Raw genomic sequence first — 17,184 nt, 5'->3', positions numbered from 1 at the left:
CAACGATAACCAGATGTCGAGGAGGCCAGGGTGGCGAGTGAGCTTCAAACGCGCGTGCTGCGCAAGATCACCCTGCGCATCGTTCCCTTCATCATGCTGCTGTACTTCGTGGCCTTCATCGACCGCGTCAATATCGGCTTTGCCTCGCTGACGATGAACAAGGACATCGGCCTGTCGCCCACGGTCTACGGCTTCGGCGCCGGCATCTTCTTCTGGGGCTATTTCCTGTTCGAGGTGCCTTCCAACATCATCCTGCACAGGATCGGCGCGCGCATCTGGATCGCGCGGGTGATGATCACCTGGGGGCTGGTCTCGGCCGCGATGGCCTTCGTGCAAGGGCCGACCAGCTTCTACATCCTGCGTTTCCTGCTCGGCGTCGCCGAAGCCGGATTCTTCCCCGGCATCATCCTCTACCTCTCCTATTGGTTCCCTGCGCGGCAGCGCGCGGCGGTGACTGCGCTGTTCATGGCGGCTGTGCCACTCTCGACCGTGCTGGGCTCGCCGATCTCGGGCGCGCTGCTGGAGATGGACGGACTGCTCGGCTTCAAGGGTTGGCAATGGCTGTTCGTGCTGGAGGCGCTGCCGGCCGTGCTGCTCGGCTTCGTCGTGCTGGCATTCCTGACCGACCGCCCCGAGAAGGCGAAATGGCTCGCGGACGATGAACGGCGCTGGCTAGTCGAGACCATGACCGTAGAGACGACCAGCAAGGCTGCAACCGCGAGCCACAGCATCTGGCGCGGGCTTGCCGACCCGCGTGTGCTGGCGCTGGCGCTGATCTATTTCGGCACCTCGGCCGGCCTCTACACGCTCGGCGTCTGGGCGCCGCAGATCATCAAGCAGTTCGGCCTGTCCTCGCTCCAGGTCGGCTTCCTCAACGCGCTGCCGGCAACCGCCGCTGTGATCGCCATGGTGCTATGGGCCCGGCATTCGGACCGTACCGGCGAACGCACCTGGCATGTCGTGCTGGCCTGCCTAATCGCCGCGGCCGGGCTCGCTTATGCCGGGCTAGCGGCCGGTGTCGTTGCCGTTCTGGTCGCGCTGACGCTGGTCAATATCGGCATCTCCTCCGCAAAGCCGCCGCTGTGGAGCATGCCGACGCTGTTCCTGTCCGGCCCCGCGGCCGCAGCCGGCATCGCCACCATCAACTCGATCGGCAATCTCGGCGGTTTCGTGGGTCCCGCCATGATCGGGTGGATCAAGGACCAGACCGGCAGCTTCGTCGGCGGGCTCTATTTCGTCGCCGGCCTGCTCGTTCTGTCGGCGGTCCTGACCCTGCTATTGTCGCGCGCGCAGACCGCGCCCGTCGAACCCGTGCCCCAATCCCACTGATATAGCAAACGGAGCATCTTGATGCGCACCCATTCGATCGCAGCCATTCCCGCCGACGGCATCGGCCCCGAGGTGATCTCGGCCGGTGTCCGCGTGCTGGAGGCGTTGGCAAAACGCAGCGGCGACCTCGCCTTCAACGTCAGGACCTTCGACTGGGGCTCGGACTATTACAAGAAGCACGGCGTGATGATGCCGGCAGATGGCCTGGCAGAACTGAAGAAATTCGACGCGATCTATTTCGGCGCGGTCGGTGCCCCCGATGTGCCCGATCACATCACGCTGTGGGGCCTGCGCCTGCCGATCTGCCAGGGTTTTGATCAATACGCCAATGTGCGGCCGACCAAGATCCTGCCGGGCGTTGCCTCGCCGCTGCGCAATGTCGGCGTCGGCGATCTCGACTGGGTGATCGTGCGCGAGAATTCGGAAGGCGAATATGCCGGTATGGGCGGCCGCGCCCACAAGGGCCTGCCGGAAGAGGTCGGCACCGAGGTCGCGGTCTTCACCCGCGTCGGCGTCACCCGCATCATGCGCTATGCGTTCCAGCTCGCGCAGTCGCGTCCGCGGAAATTCCTGACCGTCGTCACCAAGTCGAACGCGCAGCGCCACGGCATGGTGATGTGGGACGAGATCGCCGCCGAAGTCGCGACCGAATTCCCCGACGTGACCTGGGACAAGATGCTGGTCGACGCCATGACGGTGCGGATGACGCTGCACCCGAAGAGCCTCGACACCATTGTCGCGACCAACCTGCATGCCGACATCCTCTCCGATCTCGCCGGCGCACTGGCGGGCAGCCTCGGCGTCGCCCCGACCGGCAACATCGATCCGCAACGCCGCTTCCCCTCGATGTTCGAGCCGATCCACGGCTCGGCCTTCGACATCACCGGCAAGGGCATCGCCAATCCGGTCGCAACCTTCTGGACCGGCGCGCAGATGCTGGAGCATCTCGGCGAGAAGGACGCGGCGGCACGGCTGATGGCGGCCGTCGAACGTGTCTGCGCGGCCGGCGTGCTGACGCCCGACGTCGGGGGCAAGGCGACGACGAAAGAGGTCACAGACGCGGTGATCGACGCGATCCACGGGTCGAACGTGTGAGAAAAGCCCTGCGTCATGGCCGGGCTTGTCCCGGCCATCCACGATCTTTCGCGCGGCACCGAGAACGTGGATGCCCGGGACAAGCCCGGGCATTACGAATTCGTGGAATGATCGCCGAGCCAACAAGCCCCGCCTTGCGGCCTAGCGCTTACTTCCGCTTGGCCGGAGCCGGCGGCGGCGCCGCCATCGCGGCTGCAGGCTCGGGCGGTGCCAGATGCCTGGGCACGATGATGGTCTGGCCCGGCGTGAGCTGCGCGTCTTCCGGCAGTGAATTGCTCTGCGCCAGCGACCACAGCGGCACGCGATTGGCGGCGGCGATGCTCTCCATGGTATCGCCGCGACGCACCGGCACCCGCACGCCGCTATCCCACAACTCCACAAGCGTATCGCCAGGCACGAGATAGCGCAGCGGCACCGCATCGGCCTGGGTCTGCGGCGGAATGCGCGGCAGCTGCCTCACCATCTCGACGATCTGGCGATGGATATCGTCGGACTTCTCGATGTTGATGTGCGAGACGCGGCTGTTTTCCTTCAGGTCGTAGCTCGCGTAATGACCGCGAAAGCCCGGCACGGCCACGACGTCGCCGCCGCCGAGAACACTGTCGGACAGGAAGATGTTGATGAAGCGCTCGACATTGAGCGGCACGTCGCCGGTCGCATGCGCGGGATCGATGGCGATGACGAGACTGATCGGGACGTTCTCCTTGGCCGCCATCTCGGAGATGACGATCGAGCACAGCCCGCCCATGGAGTGGCCGATCAGCACGATCGGCGCCGGACTTTCCTTGTAACTGGAAATCGCGCGCTTGCCGATCAGCTGGCACAGTGTGAATTCATAGACGTCGGCGGAGAAGCCGGCCTGCGTCAGCTTCTCGCTGAGCCGGTCCATGCCGGTCGAGAAGATCGGGCCCATGGCGCCGCGGAATAGGTAGACCTTGGGCGGCGGCAAAGGCTCGAACGGTGGAGGCGGCGGCGCGGCGGGGGCGGCCGCGACGGCCTTCTGCTTGGCAGGTGAGGCAGCGGCCATGCCGCTGCACAAGGCGAGCAGCACGACTGCTGCCAGCGCGATCAGTCGCCTTGAATGATTCATCAGTCCAGCAGTCCCACCACGGGAGGCCGAGACCTCCCCCGACTGGCTTACTGACCACCGATTGGGTGGATTTTGGGGCACGGGAACCGAGCCGCGACGCGCCGCGCGCGCAACAAGCCCCCGCAATTGGATGCGCCCCACTCTCAGCCCGTCACGGCCTGCCCTTGAGTCGGCTGCGGTGTGCGGCCTGCTTGGCGCGATTGCCGCAGATCGCCATCGTGCACCAGCGCCGCGCACGCCTGCGGGTGTGGTCAGCAAACAGCATCGTGCAATTGTGGCCTTCGCACGCCTTCACATCGGAAAAGTCTTCCTCGCAGACGAACCTTGCCATCGCTTCGCCAATGGGCAGCAGCAGGGACTCCGGCGAGTGCCAGCGCCGCATCCGTTGCAGCGCAAGTTCGCCGTCGCCGCGCGCCGGCACGATCTGCAGGAAGGCCTTGTCCCGCTCCAGGATGTCGTTCAACGGGCCGAGCTCTTGCAACGCCTGCGCGGTCAGAGGCCGCCCCGCATGCTTCAGAACGAAGCTCCTGAACCACTCGCGCAAGGCCCGGGCCTGATCGGCCACCTCATCGAGCTCCTCCGGCCTCGCTCGCGCCTTGAGCGCGTCCAGCTCCTCCGCCGGCACCAGCTTCGCCTGCAACAGCCAGTCGATCAGGCCTTCGCCATCGTCGATCCAGTCGACGGGCGTATCGACCGGCGTTGCAACCGAGTTGAGGAAATCGAGGCCGAGCGAGTCGGCGATGAACATCGCGGGCGGTCTGTCCATGAGCGGGTCTCTGGCCTGCCGGTAAGCGGCAACGACTTAGTAACCAGTAAAATCGCAATTGACAAGTTACCATCAACATCAGTAACCTGCAATTCAGCCATTAACGGGTTACTCTTGGAGAACGCCGATGACCCCGACCACCTACCGCACCGCAGACGTCGATGGCTTCAAGGTGTTCTATCGCGAGGCCGGCCCCAAGGATGCAGCGAAGCTGCTGCTGTTGCACGGCTTCCCGAGCGCCGGCCACATGTTCCGCGACCTGATCCCGTTACTGGCGGACAGATTTCACATCGTGGCACCCGACCTTCCCGGTTTTGGCCAGTCCGACATGCCGCCGCGGGAAGACTTCATCTACAATTTCGACAACATCGCCCATGTGATCGAGCGCTTCACCGAGGTGATCGGCTTCGAGCGCTTCGCCGTCTACGTGTTCGACTATGGCGCGCCGACGGGCTTTCGGCTGGCACTCAGCCATCCCGAACGGATCACAGCGATCATCTCGCAGAACGGCAACGCCTATGAGGACGGCCTCAGCGACGGTTGGACCCCGATCAAGGCCTATTGGCAGGATCCCTCTCCTGCGAACCGCGAGGCGCTGCGCGCCTTCCTCACGCCGGAGGCGACGCGCTGGCAATACACGCACGGCGTCCCTGACGCGACCCTGGTATCGCCGGACGGCCAGAACCTCGACAATTTCTACCTGGCGCGTCCAGGCTCGGATGACGTACAGCTCGACCTGTTCGGCGACTACAAGAGCAACGTTGCGCTCTATCCGCTCTTCCAGAGCTACTTCCGCACGCACAAGCCGCCGTTCCTGGCGGTGTGGGGCAAGAACGATCCGTTCTTCATCCCGCCCGGCGCCGAGGCGTTCAAGCGCGACAATCCCAACGCGGTGGTGCAGTTCTTCGACACCGGCCATTTCGCGCTTGAGACGCATGCGAAGGAGATCGCGGAGAGCATCCGTGCATTCTTGAAATGACGGGAGCAGCACCATGGCCCATGCGAGACGGAGTCCGGAGCGGCTGAGCGCATTCTCCGACGGCGTGTTCGCCGTCCTGATCACCGTGCTGGTGCTGGAACTGCGCCCGCCGGAGCTTCCGACGTTCCCGGCGCTGCTCGCGCTATGGCCGACCTGGCTCTCTTATGCGGTGAGCTACGTCTTCATTGCGATCGTCTGGGCCAACCATCACCATCTGATGCGCTACGCGAACGAAGCGACGCCGCGGCTGATGTGGTTCAACTTCGCACACCTGTTCTCGGTGTCGTTGCTGCCGCTCTCCACGGCGTGGATGGCGGTCAGCGAGCTCGCGCCGCAGCCGGTCGCATTCTACGCCGCCGTGTTCTTCCTGGTGAACGCGACCTATGTCGCGCTGATCTTCGACCTCGTGGGGCGGGCGCCGGCGGACGAGGTCCCGCCGCGCGAGCGCAGGATCATGCGCATTCGCTCGGTCGTCACGCTTGCGATCTTCGCGCTCGCAGCAGGCTTGGCCCTGAAATACCCGGTTGCTGGACTTGCGCTGTGCTGCTGCTGCCTGATCGTCTACCTGAAGCCGGAAGCGCCAGGCGGAGAGGACCAGCCATAAAGCAATGCCGCCGTCGACCCGAGGTCGGCGGCGGCATCGACAATGTCTTAAGCTGCGAAGTCTTGAGCTGCTTCGGCAGGCTTCAGTTCCTTGCTGGCGCCGTCGCCGCCGCCGAGCGGGCCTGCCGCGGTGCGCCGGGTTCGGCGACCGGGGCTGACGGGGCGCGCGAGCGCATGATCGCGGCGTCGATCTCGGCGATGACGCGGCGCTGGATCGCCTCGTTCTTGTCGATCGAGATGTGACCGACGCCGGTGCCCCGCACGTCGACATTGTCGAGCTTGCCACGGAAGCCGGCGGCCGGCCGCACAGGCTCGCCCGGGCCATCGCCGATATAGATGTTGATATAGCGCTCCGCGCCGGTCGAGAGCTTGGTCTTGAACACGGAGTCGAGTCCGATCGCGAGCTTCACGGGCACGCCGAGCTGGTTGAGCTTGGCGATCATGTCGGGCAGCGCGGTCGCGCCGGAGGAATGGCCGACCAGAATGATGGTCTTGAGCCGGCCGGCCCTGTAGGCGGTTGCCGCCTCGTCGGCCAGCGAGGACCAGGACACGAAATTGGCGACCGTCACCGGAATGCCTTGCGCCTCGAGCCGGGCACCGATCGTGTCCAGCCCGAGCGAGAAGATGTTGAGCACGCCACGGAGGAGGTAGACGTGGGTGGTCGCGGTCGCGGCCTGGCTCGGCGCCGCCTTGGCGGTGGCCGGGCTCATGACAACAGCTGACAGCAGGAGCAGGCCCATTGCCCACACGCGGAGGGCGGACAATTGGCTGACGCCGGCGGTGTGACGGCCGTTCGGTCTCATCGATCTTTTCCCTGGGGACGATACGCTTTGCGATTGGCCGGAATCGTAGCCACGGCCCGCTCGCAGACGCAACAAAGAGGCGCGTGAATGGCAATCTTAGCCACAGCCCGTGGCCATAGCGCAACACTTGCCTGAAACCTGCCACCGAAGAGCCGGTTTTGAGACCATTTTTCTCCGGGGAATTGCGGACAGGCAAGTGCGTTCCTATTTCAGGGCTCCGCTGACCCGCCCTCGCGGCAGGTTCCGGCCTCCCCCTCCCCAGCCCTGCCCTTCAGCCTCGCGGCCATCATGTCCTCCATTATTTCCGTCGCCAATCTGTCGAAGACCTATGGGTCCGGCTTCAAGGCGCTCAAGAACGTCAATCTCGACATCAAGCGCGGCGAGATCTTTGCGCTGCTCGGGCCCAACGGCGCCGGCAAGACCACGCTGATCTCCATCATCTGCGGTATCGCCAATCCGAGCGAAGGCCGCGTCCTCGTCGGCGGCGAGGACATCCAGACCTCCTACCGCAAGGCACGCTCGCTGATCGGCCTGGTGCCGCAGGAATTGCACACCGACGCCTTCGAGAGCGTGTGGGCGACCGTGAGCTTCTCGCGCGGCCTGTTCGGCAAGCCGAAGAATCCCGCCCACATCGAGAAGGTGCTGAAGGACCTCTCGCTGTGGGACAAGAAGGACAACAAGATCATCACGCTCTCCGGCGGCATGAAGCGGCGCGTGATGATCGCCAAAGCGCTCTCGCACGAACCGCAGATCCTGTTCCTGGACGAGCCGACCGCCGGCGTCGACGTCGAGCTGCGCAAGGGCATGTGGGAAGTCGTACGCACCCTGCAGCAGTCCGGCGTCACTATCATCCTGACCACGCATTACATCGAGGAAGCCGAGGAGATGGCGGACCGCATCGGCGTCATCAACAAGGGCGAGATCGTGCTGGTGGAGGACAAGACCACCTTGATGCAGAAGCTCGGCAAGAAGCGGCTGACGCTGCATCTGCAGGGCAAGATCGCCTCGCTGCCGGAGAGCCTCCACCATTACGAGCTCGAGCTCTGCGATAACGGCGCCACGCTGGTCTACGACTACGACACCAAGGGCGAGCGCACCGGCATCACCAGCCTGCTCGGGGACCTCCGCACTGCCGGCATCCGTTTCAACGATCTCGACACGACGCAATCGTCGCTCGAGGACATCTTCGTCGACCTCGTGAGGACGTCATGAACCATCGCGCCATCCGCGCCATCTATTTGTTCGAAATGGCGCGCACCTGGCGCACGCTGCTGCAAAGCATCGTCTCGCCGGTGGTTTCCACCTCGCTCTATTTCGTGGTGTTCGGCGCTGCGATCGGCTCGCGCATCAGCCAGGTCGAGGGCGTCAGCTACGGCACCTTCATCGTGCCGGGCCTGATCATGCTCTCGGTGCTGACGCAGAGCATCGCTAACGCCTCGTTCGGCATCTACTTCCCGAAATTCACCGGCACGATCTACGAGATCCTGTCGGCACCGATCTCCTATTTCGAGATCGTGCTCGGCTATGTCGGCGCCGCCGCGACCAAGTCGATCATCCTGGGCCTGATCATCCTGGCGACCGCCGGGCTTTTCGTCCCGTTGCATATTCACCATCCGATCTGGATGCTCGCCTTCCTGGTGCTGACGGCGGTGACGTTCAGCCTGTTCGGCTTCATCATCGGCATCTGGGCCGACGGCTTCGAGAAGCTGCAGATGATCCCGATGCTGGTGGTGACGCCGCTGACCTTTCTCGGCGGCAGCTTCTATTCAATCGACATGCTGCCGCCGGCCTGGCGCACGGTGGCGCTGCTCAATCCGGTCGTCTATCTGATCTCGGGCTTCCGCTGGAGTTTCTACGAGATCGCGGACGTCAGCGTCGCCGTCAGCATCGGCATGACGCTGGCGTTCCTGGTGATCTGCCTTGGCATCATCTGGTGGATCTTCCGCACCGGCTATCGGCTGAAGAACTGATCTGTCATTCCGGGGCGTGAACAGCACGAGCCCGGAATGACGGCGTTGCACTCACCGATAGCAGTGGAAGTGGTGATAGCCGTCATAATACCCGCGGCAGCGGTGGCGGTAGTGACGATGGGGAATGCCGAGCACGCCTTCGACCGCCCCCACTGCACCGCCGACACCGGCACCGACGACGCCTCCGACTGCGCCGCCCACGGGGCCGGCGATCCGGTTGCCTTCATAGGAGCCTTCCTGCGCGCCGCGCACGATGCCCTGGGCATGGCCGGCGTGCGGCGGGGCCAACAGCGCGAGCAGAAGGGCGGCGGCTGCGAACAGCAGGCGGGCGGGCAAGCCGGCCGGCAACGGCGCGGCGGCGAGACGGGCTTTGTTCATCTTCGGTCCCACGGGAAGCAAAGGGGCAAGCGGCGGCGAGTGTCGCCGTCGAGTCTACCATCATCAACGCCGGAGGGGCTGAATGGTTGCGCTTTGTAACGAATTGTCGGCGTTATGAATGCGCATCCGCTCGCGAAAATGTCAGCGCCGCCGCGCACAGCGCGGCACAAAGCGGCCTTGCTTACGCCCCGCATGGCGTTAACGATGCCCAGGCAGGCCGCTGGAACGAAAGCCCGATTGCAGACATATTGCACGCCGGGGACGGAGAGCCGCGGCACCTAGCGTGAACAGGCCGGAGGCCAGGACTTCAAATGCGTTTCCAGATGCGTTCATTTTTCATCGCTTTCACGTCCCTGATGCTTATGAGCGCGGGCACCGCGCAGGCGAAGGTCGAGATCACCATCGACAAGGACAATCAGCAGATGACCGTCGCGGTCGACGGCGTCGCGCGCTATCACTGGCCGGTGTCGACCGGGATCCCGTCGCGCGAGACCCCGAATGGCGCGTTCCGCGCCTTCCGCATGGAGGAGGATCACTACTCCAAGGAATTCGACGACGCGCCGATGCCGCACGCGATCTTCTTCACCAAGGTCGGCCACGCCATCCACGGCACCGACTCGGTCGGCCGGCTCGGCTCGCCGGCGTCGCATGGCTGCGTGCGGCTGTCGCGGCAGAACGCATCGACGCTCTATGCTCTGGTGCAGCAGCAGGGCGTGCTCAACACGACGGTGACGCTGACCGGCTCGGCGCAGGTGGCACTGGCGCGCAATCCGCGCGGCCGCAACGCCACCGCAGTGGCCCGCGCCCCGCAGCAGCCGACCGAAGAGCAGTACGCCACCACGAGCGATCCCGTGAATCTCGCGCCGCCGGCGCAGCCCGCGCGCCGCTACATGCCGCAGGACGACAATTACATCTATCCCGCCGACGGCAGCGATACCGGCGCGCGCTACCCGGCGCCTCGGTCGGCCAGCCGTCCGCTCTATGACGCGCAGGTCTATCAGCAGCAGCCGCAGCAATATTACAATCAGGGCTACGGCCAGCAGGGCTCTTATTATCAGCCGCAGCCCCGGCAGCTTTATCAGCCGCGCGGCTACTACTATCAGAACTGACGCGGCCCTATCTCCGACGCTCGTCCCAGGTGGCACGGGCAACAGATAGTATTCGAGGCACCATGCTATCACGTGCCGCGACCATTCTGACCGTGCTCTCGGTTCTCACTGCAGGACAAGCCATGGCTGTTGATATGGCCTTCGATATCGAGGCGCATCGCGGCGGGCGCGCGCTGCTGCCGGAAAACACTCTGCCGGCTTTCGCCAACGCGCTGTCGATGGGCGTGGACACGCTGGAGCTCGACGTCGGCGTGACCGCGGACGGCGAGGTCGTCATATCGCACGAGCGCGGGCTCAATCCCGATCTCGCACGCAGCGCCGACGGCGCTTACATTGCTCCGCCCGGCACGCCTTTGGTCAAGCTACGGCTGGACGAGGTCAGGACCTATGACGTCGGCCAGATCCGGCCGGACAGTGCTTACGCGAAACAATTTCCCGACCAGCGGGCCGTACCGGGAACGCGCATTCCCACCCTGCGCGAGCTGTTCGCGCTGGTGCGCAAGTCCGGCAACACGCGTGTGCGCTTCAACATCGAGACCAAGATCGACCCGAACCATCCGGACGAAACGCTCGATCCGCAAGCCTTCGTCACGAGGCTGCTGGGACTGGTCGAGGCCGAAAAACTTTCCGACAGGGTCATGATCCAGTCCTTCGACTGGCGGACCTTGCAGCTCGTCCAGCAGCAGGCACCGAAGATACCGACGGTGTATCTGACACTCCAGCGCGGCTCGGGCCAGACGGTGGTTCTGGACAAGGCGACCAAGTGGACGGGCGGTTTCAATCCTGCCGATCACGGCGGTTCGTTGCCGCGGACGATCAAGGCGGCAGGCGGTGCGATCTGGTCGCCCTATTTCGGCGATGTGACCGCGGCCCTCGTCGCGGAAGCGCACGGGCTCGGACTACGCGTCGTGGTCTGGACGGTGAACAAGCGCGACGACATGGTGCGGATGATGGAGCTTGGTGTCGACGGCATCATCTCGGACAGGCCGGACTTGTTGCGCGAGGTGGCCGGCGAAAAGGGAATTGCCTTGCCTCAGGGAACGCCGGTCGAGCCGTAAGACGGTCTCGTGTCGCCTACTCCCCGTCCCGCAAGCGCCGGTACAGCGCACCCAGGATATTGGAATAATCGTCGGTCCAGACCCGCACCCTGTCGTCGGCTTCGGTCTGCTCCCATGACTTGGACGAGGCGAGCCGGCCGATATCGGCTTCCTCCCGCGCGGAGATGACGACGTCGGTGGAGAAGATGTAGTCCGCATCCCGCCCGGAATCCTCGTTGAAGACCCAGCTCTTGAGGTCGTTGGCATCGGCGATGCCGACCACGACGGTCTCGAGATCGAGGTGCCGGTTGGACACATGCATCACCACGGCGCCGTGCGGCGCGAGCTTGTCCTTGTAGATCTTCATCGCCTCTTCGGTGGCGAGGTGAATCGGGATCGCATCGGAGGAATAGGCGTCGACGATGATGAGATCGTAGGCGCCGTCGGGCTCCTTGGCGAAGGTCAGGCGCGCATCGCCGATCACCGGCTTCATGTCCGGCAGGCAGCTCGAGATGTAGCGGAAATTCCTGGGGTCCCGCGCGGCATCCACCATGGATTGGTCGATCTCGAAGAATTTCCAGTCCTCGCCGGGCGCGGCGGCGCAGGCGAGCGTGCCGGAGCCGACGCCGATCGCGGCGACCTTCAGCGGCGCCCCCTTGCGCTCGCGGATCGCGTCGACGGCCTGACCGATGCCACCGTCCTTGTGGTAGTAGGTGATCGGCTCGGGCCGGCCCGTCACCGGCGTGCCGTCATTGTTGCGGAAGCGCTCGGCGCCGTGAATGGTGGTGCCGTGCATCAGCACGTGGAAGTAGCCGCCGGGCGTCACCACGATCTTGTGCACGCCAAAGAAGCTGCGCACCGTCGTGACGCGGCCCTCATCCGCCGGATAGACGCGGATCAATGCCAGGGCGAGCACGACGGTGGCGAAGATCTTCCAGCGCCCGGCATTGAGCGCCAGCGCGAGCAGCGCGGCGAACACGCCGACGCCGCCAGCGACCCAGACGCGGTGATCCTCGAACCAGGTCGAGACGCCGCCCGTGGTGGTGGACGGCGCAATCAGCGCAACCGCGAGCGCGGCGAGCACCAGCCAATACCATTTGACGATGCCGGCGAGCCGCTCGTTGGCAGGCGGCCGGCACAACGCCGCGAGCGCGATCAGGATCGGATATTCGGCAATCCACGAGAAGGTGAAGGGCGCGACGAGACCGGCAAACAGGCCGCCGACCATGCCGCCGAACGACAGGGCGACATAGAAGCCGGTGAGATATTTGGCGGCCGGCCGCGTCCGCGCCAGTTCGCCGTGACAGGCCATGGCGATGACGAAGAAGCAGAGCTGGTGGCCGCCGAGCGTCAGCAGCAGGTTCTGCTCGCCGCCGAAGGCAAGCAGGACGACGACGCCCGCGATCGCCACCGGCTGCAGCATCAGCATCCATTTGTGCGGCAATAACGGCCGCGACTGGAACACCACGACCCAGGTCAGCAGATACAGCGACAGCGGCAGCACCCACAATAGCGGCGCCGCCGCGACGTCGGTCGAGATATGCGCGGTGACGGCGATGAGCAGGCCGGACGGCACCGCGGCGAGAAAGATCCAGCGCAGCCGTGTCAGGAAAGTTGGCGCCGGCGCATTGACGTTCTCGGTTCGCGCATCGACTACAGGTAGCGTCGGCGAGCGCAACAGCAGCACGCCGCAGGCCGCGATCAGGAGGATCAGAAGAGCATATCCGCCGGTCCACAGCCGGTTCTGCGTATGCAGCGTGAACACCGGCTCCAGCAGGAACGGATAGGACAGCAGCGCAAGGAAGCTGCCGATGTTCGAGGAGGCGTAGAGGAAATAAGGATCGTGCGCGGCGGGATGGCCGGTGCGGACGAACCAGGCCTGCAGCAGCGGATTGTTGGCAGCGAGCGCAAAGAACGGCAGGCCGATCGAGACCACGAACAGGCCGAGCAGCCAGACCGCATAACCGGAAGCCGGCGGCTCGCCGTAAGCCGAGGCGATGCCGAGCGGCAGCGTCGCGAAGGCCGCGATCAGCAGCACCAGATGCACGGCGACCGGCACCACGCGGCTCCTCGCCTGCATCAACAGATGCGCATAGGCATAGCCCGCCAGCAGCAGCGACTGAAAGAACACCATCGCCACCGACCACACCGCCGGCGAGCCGCCGAGCCGCGGCAGCACCATCTTCGTGAACAGCGGCTGCACCGAGAACAGCAGCAGCGCGCTGACAAAGATCGCAGCGGTGTAGACCGTCAGCAGCAGCCGGTTGCGCGAGGCGGACGGCTGCTCCGCGGCCGCGGGTTGCACGATCGAATCCATGGAAGCTCCGGCTCAAAACCCGGCGGGCGCCGGGCGCGCGCAATGGAGCACAAGGCGCCTGAACGGGCAATAAAGGGTGTCGTGATGTTGCAGCGAGGAATGCTTGATATAGAGATGTCATTCCGGGGCGCCTCGAAGAGGCGAACCCGGAATCTCGAGATTCCGGGTCTGGTCCTTCGGACCATCCCGGAATGACAGTGGAACAAATTTGAATCTTCCATGAGCGAAACTGACGTCGTCATCATCGGCGCTGGCCATAACGGCCTCACCTGCGCGGCCTATCTTGCGATGGCGGGCCTGCGAGTGCGCGTGGTCGAGCGCCGCAAGGTGGTCGGCGGCGCCGCGGCCACGGAGGAGTTTCACCCGGGATTCCGCAATTCGGTCGCGGCCTACACCGTGAGCCTGCTCAATCCGCAGGTCGCCCGCGACCTCAAGCTCACCGAGCAGGGCCTGCGGATCGTCGAACGGCGCGCCCAGAATTTCCTGCCCGCGCCGGACGGCAGCTATCTCCTCACCGGCGAGGGACGCACGAAGCAGTCCGTCGCACGGCTGAGCGCGCAGGACGCAGGCGCGATCGAGGGCTTTTCGCGCGAGCTGGAAGAGATCGCCGACGTGCTGCGGCAATTCGTGCTCCGCGCGCCGCCGAACCTCGTCGACGGTTTTGGCGCCGCGGCCGTCCGCGAAGGCCTCAACGCCTGGAAGGCCGCCAACATCCTGCGCGGCCTCACGCTGGAACAGAGCCGCAGCCTGCTCGATCTCTTCACCCGCTCCGCCGGCGAGATGCTGGACGAGCGTTTCGAGCATGATCTGGTCAAGGCGCTGTTCGGCTTCGACGCCATCGTCGGCAACTATGCCAGCCCCTACGCCGCCGGCTCGGCCTATGTGATGCTGCACCACGCCTTCGGCGAGGTGAACGGCAAGAAAGGTGTTTGGGGTCATGCCATCGGCGGCATGGGCGCGATCACGCAGGCGATGGCGCGCGCGGCACGCGACCGCGGCGTCGTGATCGATACCGATGCGGGCGTCCGTGAGATCATCGTCGAGCGCGACCGCGCCGTCGGCGTCGTGCTGGAGAACGGCTCAACCATCCGCGCCAAATATGTCGCGTCAAATGTCAATCCGAAGCTGCTCTACACGCGGCTGGTCGCGGCCGATGCCCTGCCTGCGGACTTCCTCGCGCGCATCCGGAACTGGAAGAACGGTTCCGGCACCTTCCGCATGAACGTGGCGCTGGACCGCCTCCCCTCCTTCACGGCGCTGCCGGGCGACGGCGATCATCTCTCTTCCGGCATCATCCTGGCGCCGAGCCTTGCCTACATGGACCGCGCCTATCTCGATGCGCGCGCGCAGGGCTGGAGCCGCGCGCCCGTCGTCGAGATGCTGATCCCCTCTACGCTCGACGACACGCTGGCGCCCGCAGGAAAGCATGTCGCGAGCCTGTTCTGCCAGCACGTCGCGCCCGAGCTCCCCGATGGAAGGTCGTGGGATGAGTCTCGCGACGCGGTCGCCGATCTCATGATCGCGACAGTGGATAAATACGCGCCGGGCTTTGCGGCGAGCGTGCTGGGCCGCCAGGTCCTGTCACCGCTCGATCTCGAACGGCAGTTCGGCCTGCTCGGCGGCGACATCTTCCACGGCGCGCTGACCTTGAACCAGCTGTTCTCGGCGCGGCCAATGCTGGGCCATGCCGATTATCGCGGGCCGTTGAAGGGCCTCTACCATTGCGGATCAGGCGCTCATCCCGGCGGCGGCGTCACCGGCGCTCCCGGCCATAACGCCGCGCAGGTGATCTTGAGGGATCACCGGTCGCTGTTCGGAAGCCGTGGATAGGCCTGTGGATGGCTTGTGGACAGGCTGTCGAAAGGTTTGTGGTTGGGCAGCGAAGGGCTGGGCAGATGGTCCGGGGCGATCCCCGGGGAAAAGCCAGTGGAAATCGCAAGGACAAGCGCGGGAAAAGCGGGTGGATAGGTCCTGGCCGACAGGCGGACAAGCTGTGAAGATCCCGAAGGAAAACGCGGCAAAAACGACCTCGCCCGCCAGGGGAGATCCCCCTTGCGGGCGTTGATCAGGAATAACCTCGGAAGAAAATCGCCCCCGCTGGGGAATGGAGGCGGAAATTACTTCAAGGAGCTGCTAATCGAACTGAACTTGTCGTTCAGGGTCGAGCCCAGGCTGTTCACCACGGTGATGATCGCCAGAGCGATACCCGCGGCAATCAGGCCGTATTCGATCGCAGTTGCGCCGGACTCATCAGACCAGAACTTCTGAATCATGCTCTTCAAGACTCGCCTCCGTTTCAATTCCAGGCTGTATTGCCTTAATTCGACATCCGAGAATGTACGGGGGCACACCCTTCGGTCCGGTTAATCCGGGAACCGCAAGTTATTCGGAACATTGGCGACAAAAGTTCCCAAAATTGAATTGAACGGACACCCGAATGCAGCCTTCTCCTACCCATCGCGCCAGCTTTTCGATCGGCAGCGAGGCCCACGCCAAACGCGTCGTCGACGTGCTCACCGAGGTGTTTTTCGAAGGCGATGCGGCGGTCGCCGCCTTCGAGCGGCCGGACGGCCAGTGGGACGTCACGCTGCATTTCGCCGATGCGCCCGATCAGGATCGGCTGCGCGAACTCATTGTAACTTCAGCAGGAAATGAGATTGCCGCAACGCTCGCCTTCGACACAATCGAGGCCAAGGACTGGGTCAAGGCCAGTCTGGAAGATCTCGTCCCGGTCTCGGCCGGGCGCTTCGTCGTCCACGGCAGCCACGACCGCGACCGCGTGGCGCCGAACAAGCTCGCCATCGAGATCGAGGCGGCACTCGCCTTCGGCACCGGCCATCACGGCACAACGCGTGGCTGTTTACTGCTGCTTGACCATGTCCTGAAGAGTTCCCGCCCGAGGAGCCTGCTCGACCTCGGCACCGGGACTGGCGTGCTGGCGATTGCCGCGGCGAAGGCGCTGCATCGCGCCGTGCTCGCCTCCGACATCGATCCGCCCTCGGTGCGGGTGGCGGCCGAGAACGCCTCGCTCAATGAAGCTGGCAATCATGTGCGGGTCATCCGCGCCACCGGCTTTGCCGCACCGGATTTTGCACAGGCCGGCCCGTTCGACCTGGTGCTGGCCAACATCCTAGCCAACCCCTTGCGGCAATTGGCGGGTCCGATGGCGCGGCATCTTGCGCCCGGCGGACGCGTCATCCTCTCCGGCCTGTTGACGCATCAGGCCCCCGCCGTGATCGCCGCCTACCGCGCGCGCGGCCTCGTGCCGTTGAAGCATCTGCGGATCGAGGGGTGGAGCAGTTTGTTGTTGAGGAAGCTTTCGTAGAGCGGGTTGGCCCCGGGCTGCGCAAAGCGCATTCCATTAACGTAACCCACCTCAGTCTCGAGGCTTGTCGTCGCGCCGCACCGCGCGCTCGTCAAGCAAGGCGCGCCTTGCGCGGCGCTCGGCAATCCGGTCGATCATCTGACTGATGACGCTGCGCGGCTTCTTCGGTACTGCCGAGGTGGCCGTGGCGCGGCGGGCCGGCGGCGAAATCTTCTCAAACGTGAACGCTGGCATCGTGTGTCCCCTCGTCGTTGAGATGAACCACTTGCTCGAATTTCCCTATTATCCGGACGAAGCGCGACTGCCGCATCCTTGCTCCACTCGATTCAAGTGGAACTATTTCAAGCACGGTCCATGCCAGATGCGACGCAAATGCGTCCAGA

Annotated in this window: 17 protein-coding genes; 10 read left to right on the top strand and 7 right to left on the bottom strand. The window is 64.8% G+C overall.

Annotated elements, in window-relative coordinates:
* Positions 1-30: 30 nt before the first annotated feature.
* Entirely contained in the window at positions 31-1,329 is a 1,299-nt protein-coding gene (locus P6U31_RS10160; protein ID WP_407188066.1) for an MFS transporter, read from the top strand.
* 21 nt (positions 1,330-1,350) lie between these two features.
* Positions 1,351-2,424: a tartrate dehydrogenase gene (locus tag P6U31_RS10155; protein WP_407188065.1), complete on the top strand. Its 1,074-nt coding sequence runs from the start codon at positions 1,351-1,353 to the stop codon at positions 2,422-2,424.
* 148 nt (positions 2,425-2,572) lie between these two features.
* On the opposite strand, the gene P6U31_RS10150 is transcribed toward P6U31_RS10155, so the two are convergent.
* Both P6U31_RS10150 and P6U31_RS10145 read right to left on the bottom strand, forming a co-directional pair.
* Positions 2,573-3,514, bottom strand: a complete 942-nt coding sequence (locus tag P6U31_RS10150; protein ID WP_407188064.1) for a LysM peptidoglycan-binding domain-containing protein — start codon at positions 3,512-3,514, stop codon at positions 2,573-2,575.
* 151 nt (positions 3,515-3,665) lie between these two features.
* Positions 3,666-4,280 carry a CGNR zinc finger domain-containing protein gene (locus P6U31_RS10145; RefSeq protein WP_407188063.1) on the bottom strand — a complete coding sequence of 205 codons (615 nt, stop codon included), beginning with the start codon at positions 4,278-4,280 and terminating at the stop codon, positions 3,666-3,668.
* A gap of 127 nt (positions 4,281-4,407) precedes the next feature.
* Between P6U31_RS10145 and P6U31_RS10140 the strand changes: the two genes are divergently transcribed.
* Together P6U31_RS10140 and P6U31_RS10135 are read left to right on the top strand one after the other, a co-directional pair.
* Complete coding sequence (locus tag P6U31_RS10140; protein ID WP_407188061.1) at positions 4,408-5,259, top strand: alpha/beta fold hydrolase; 852 nt, start codon at positions 4,408-4,410, stop codon at positions 5,257-5,259.
* 13 nt (positions 5,260-5,272) lie between these two features.
* On the top strand, positions 5,273-5,863 hold the full coding sequence (locus tag P6U31_RS10135; protein ID WP_407188059.1) for a TMEM175 family protein: 591 nt from the start codon (positions 5,273-5,275) through the stop codon (positions 5,861-5,863).
* An 82-nt stretch (positions 5,864-5,945) separates the two neighbouring features.
* On the opposite strand, the gene P6U31_RS10130 is transcribed toward P6U31_RS10135, so the two are convergent.
* Positions 5,946-6,665 carry a hypothetical protein gene (locus P6U31_RS10130; RefSeq protein ID WP_407188057.1) on the bottom strand — a complete coding sequence of 240 codons (720 nt, stop codon included), beginning with the start codon at positions 6,663-6,665 and terminating at the stop codon, positions 5,946-5,948.
* A 288-nt stretch (positions 6,666-6,953) separates the two neighbouring features.
* On the opposite strand from P6U31_RS10130, the gene P6U31_RS10125 reads away from it, so the two are divergent.
* Together P6U31_RS10125 and P6U31_RS10120 are read left to right on the top strand one after the other, a co-directional pair.
* On the top strand, positions 6,954-7,877 hold the full coding sequence (locus P6U31_RS10125; protein ID WP_128927291.1) for an ABC transporter ATP-binding protein: 924 nt from the start codon (positions 6,954-6,956) through the stop codon (positions 7,875-7,877).
* Positions 7,874-8,635: an ABC transporter permease gene (locus tag P6U31_RS10120; protein WP_128927292.1), complete on the top strand. Its 762-nt coding sequence runs from the start codon at positions 7,874-7,876 to the stop codon at positions 8,633-8,635. Before P6U31_RS10125 ends, P6U31_RS10120 begins: the two co-directional genes overlap by 4 nt.
* A gap of 51 nt (positions 8,636-8,686) precedes the next feature.
* Here P6U31_RS10120 and P6U31_RS10115 read toward each other — a convergent pair whose 3' ends face one another.
* Entirely contained in the window at positions 8,687-9,013 is a 327-nt protein-coding gene (locus P6U31_RS10115) for a hypothetical protein (protein WP_407188055.1), read from the bottom strand.
* A 323-nt stretch (positions 9,014-9,336) separates the two neighbouring features.
* Here P6U31_RS10115 and P6U31_RS10110 point away from each other — a divergent pair, with 323 nt between their 5' ends.
* Both P6U31_RS10110 and P6U31_RS10105 read left to right on the top strand, forming a co-directional pair.
* Complete coding sequence (locus P6U31_RS10110; RefSeq protein WP_407188053.1) at positions 9,337-10,122, top strand: L,D-transpeptidase; 786 nt, start codon at positions 9,337-9,339, stop codon at positions 10,120-10,122.
* 62 nt (positions 10,123-10,184) lie between these two features.
* Positions 10,185-11,180 (top strand): glycerophosphodiester phosphodiesterase, encoded by a 996-nt coding sequence (locus P6U31_RS10105; RefSeq protein ID WP_407188052.1) that lies wholly within the window; start codon positions 10,185-10,187, stop codon positions 11,178-11,180.
* A 16-nt stretch (positions 11,181-11,196) separates the two neighbouring features.
* On the opposite strand, the gene P6U31_RS10100 is transcribed toward P6U31_RS10105, so the two are convergent.
* Positions 11,197-13,476 carry a fused MFS/spermidine synthase gene (locus P6U31_RS10100; RefSeq protein ID WP_407188051.1) on the bottom strand — a complete coding sequence of 760 codons (2,280 nt, stop codon included), beginning with the start codon at positions 13,474-13,476 and terminating at the stop codon, positions 11,197-11,199.
* Between the two features lie 219 nt (positions 13,477-13,695).
* On the opposite strand from P6U31_RS10100, the gene P6U31_RS10095 reads away from it, so the two are divergent.
* The gene (locus P6U31_RS10095; RefSeq protein ID WP_407188049.1) at positions 13,696-15,306 is read left to right on the top strand and encodes a phytoene desaturase family protein; all 1,611 of its coding nucleotides are present in this window, start codon (positions 13,696-13,698) and stop codon (positions 15,304-15,306) included.
* A gap of 287 nt (positions 15,307-15,593) precedes the next feature.
* Here P6U31_RS10095 and P6U31_RS10090 read toward each other — a convergent pair whose 3' ends face one another.
* Positions 15,594-15,749: a Flp family type IVb pilin gene (locus tag P6U31_RS10090; protein WP_128929373.1), complete on the bottom strand. Its 156-nt coding sequence runs from the start codon at positions 15,747-15,749 to the stop codon at positions 15,594-15,596.
* Positions 15,750-15,913: 164 nt separating this feature from the next.
* Here P6U31_RS10090 and P6U31_RS10085 point away from each other — a divergent pair, with 164 nt between their 5' ends.
* Positions 15,914-16,801 (top strand): 50S ribosomal protein L11 methyltransferase, encoded by an 888-nt coding sequence (locus P6U31_RS10085; protein WP_407188048.1) that lies wholly within the window; start codon positions 15,914-15,916, stop codon positions 16,799-16,801.
* Between the two features lie 51 nt (positions 16,802-16,852).
* On the opposite strand, the gene P6U31_RS10080 is transcribed toward P6U31_RS10085, so the two are convergent.
* Entirely contained in the window at positions 16,853-17,035 is a 183-nt protein-coding gene (locus P6U31_RS10080; RefSeq protein WP_407188046.1) for a hypothetical protein, read from the bottom strand.
* Positions 17,036-17,184: the final 149 nt, after the last annotated feature.

This window comes from Bradyrhizobium centrosematis (assembly GCF_045571495.1).
Classification (GTDB): domain Bacteria; phylum Pseudomonadota; class Alphaproteobacteria; order Rhizobiales; family Xanthobacteraceae; genus Bradyrhizobium; species Bradyrhizobium centrosematis.
Note: the sequence above shows the minus strand (reverse complement) of the source record. Positions and strands in the feature narration are given on the sequence as shown.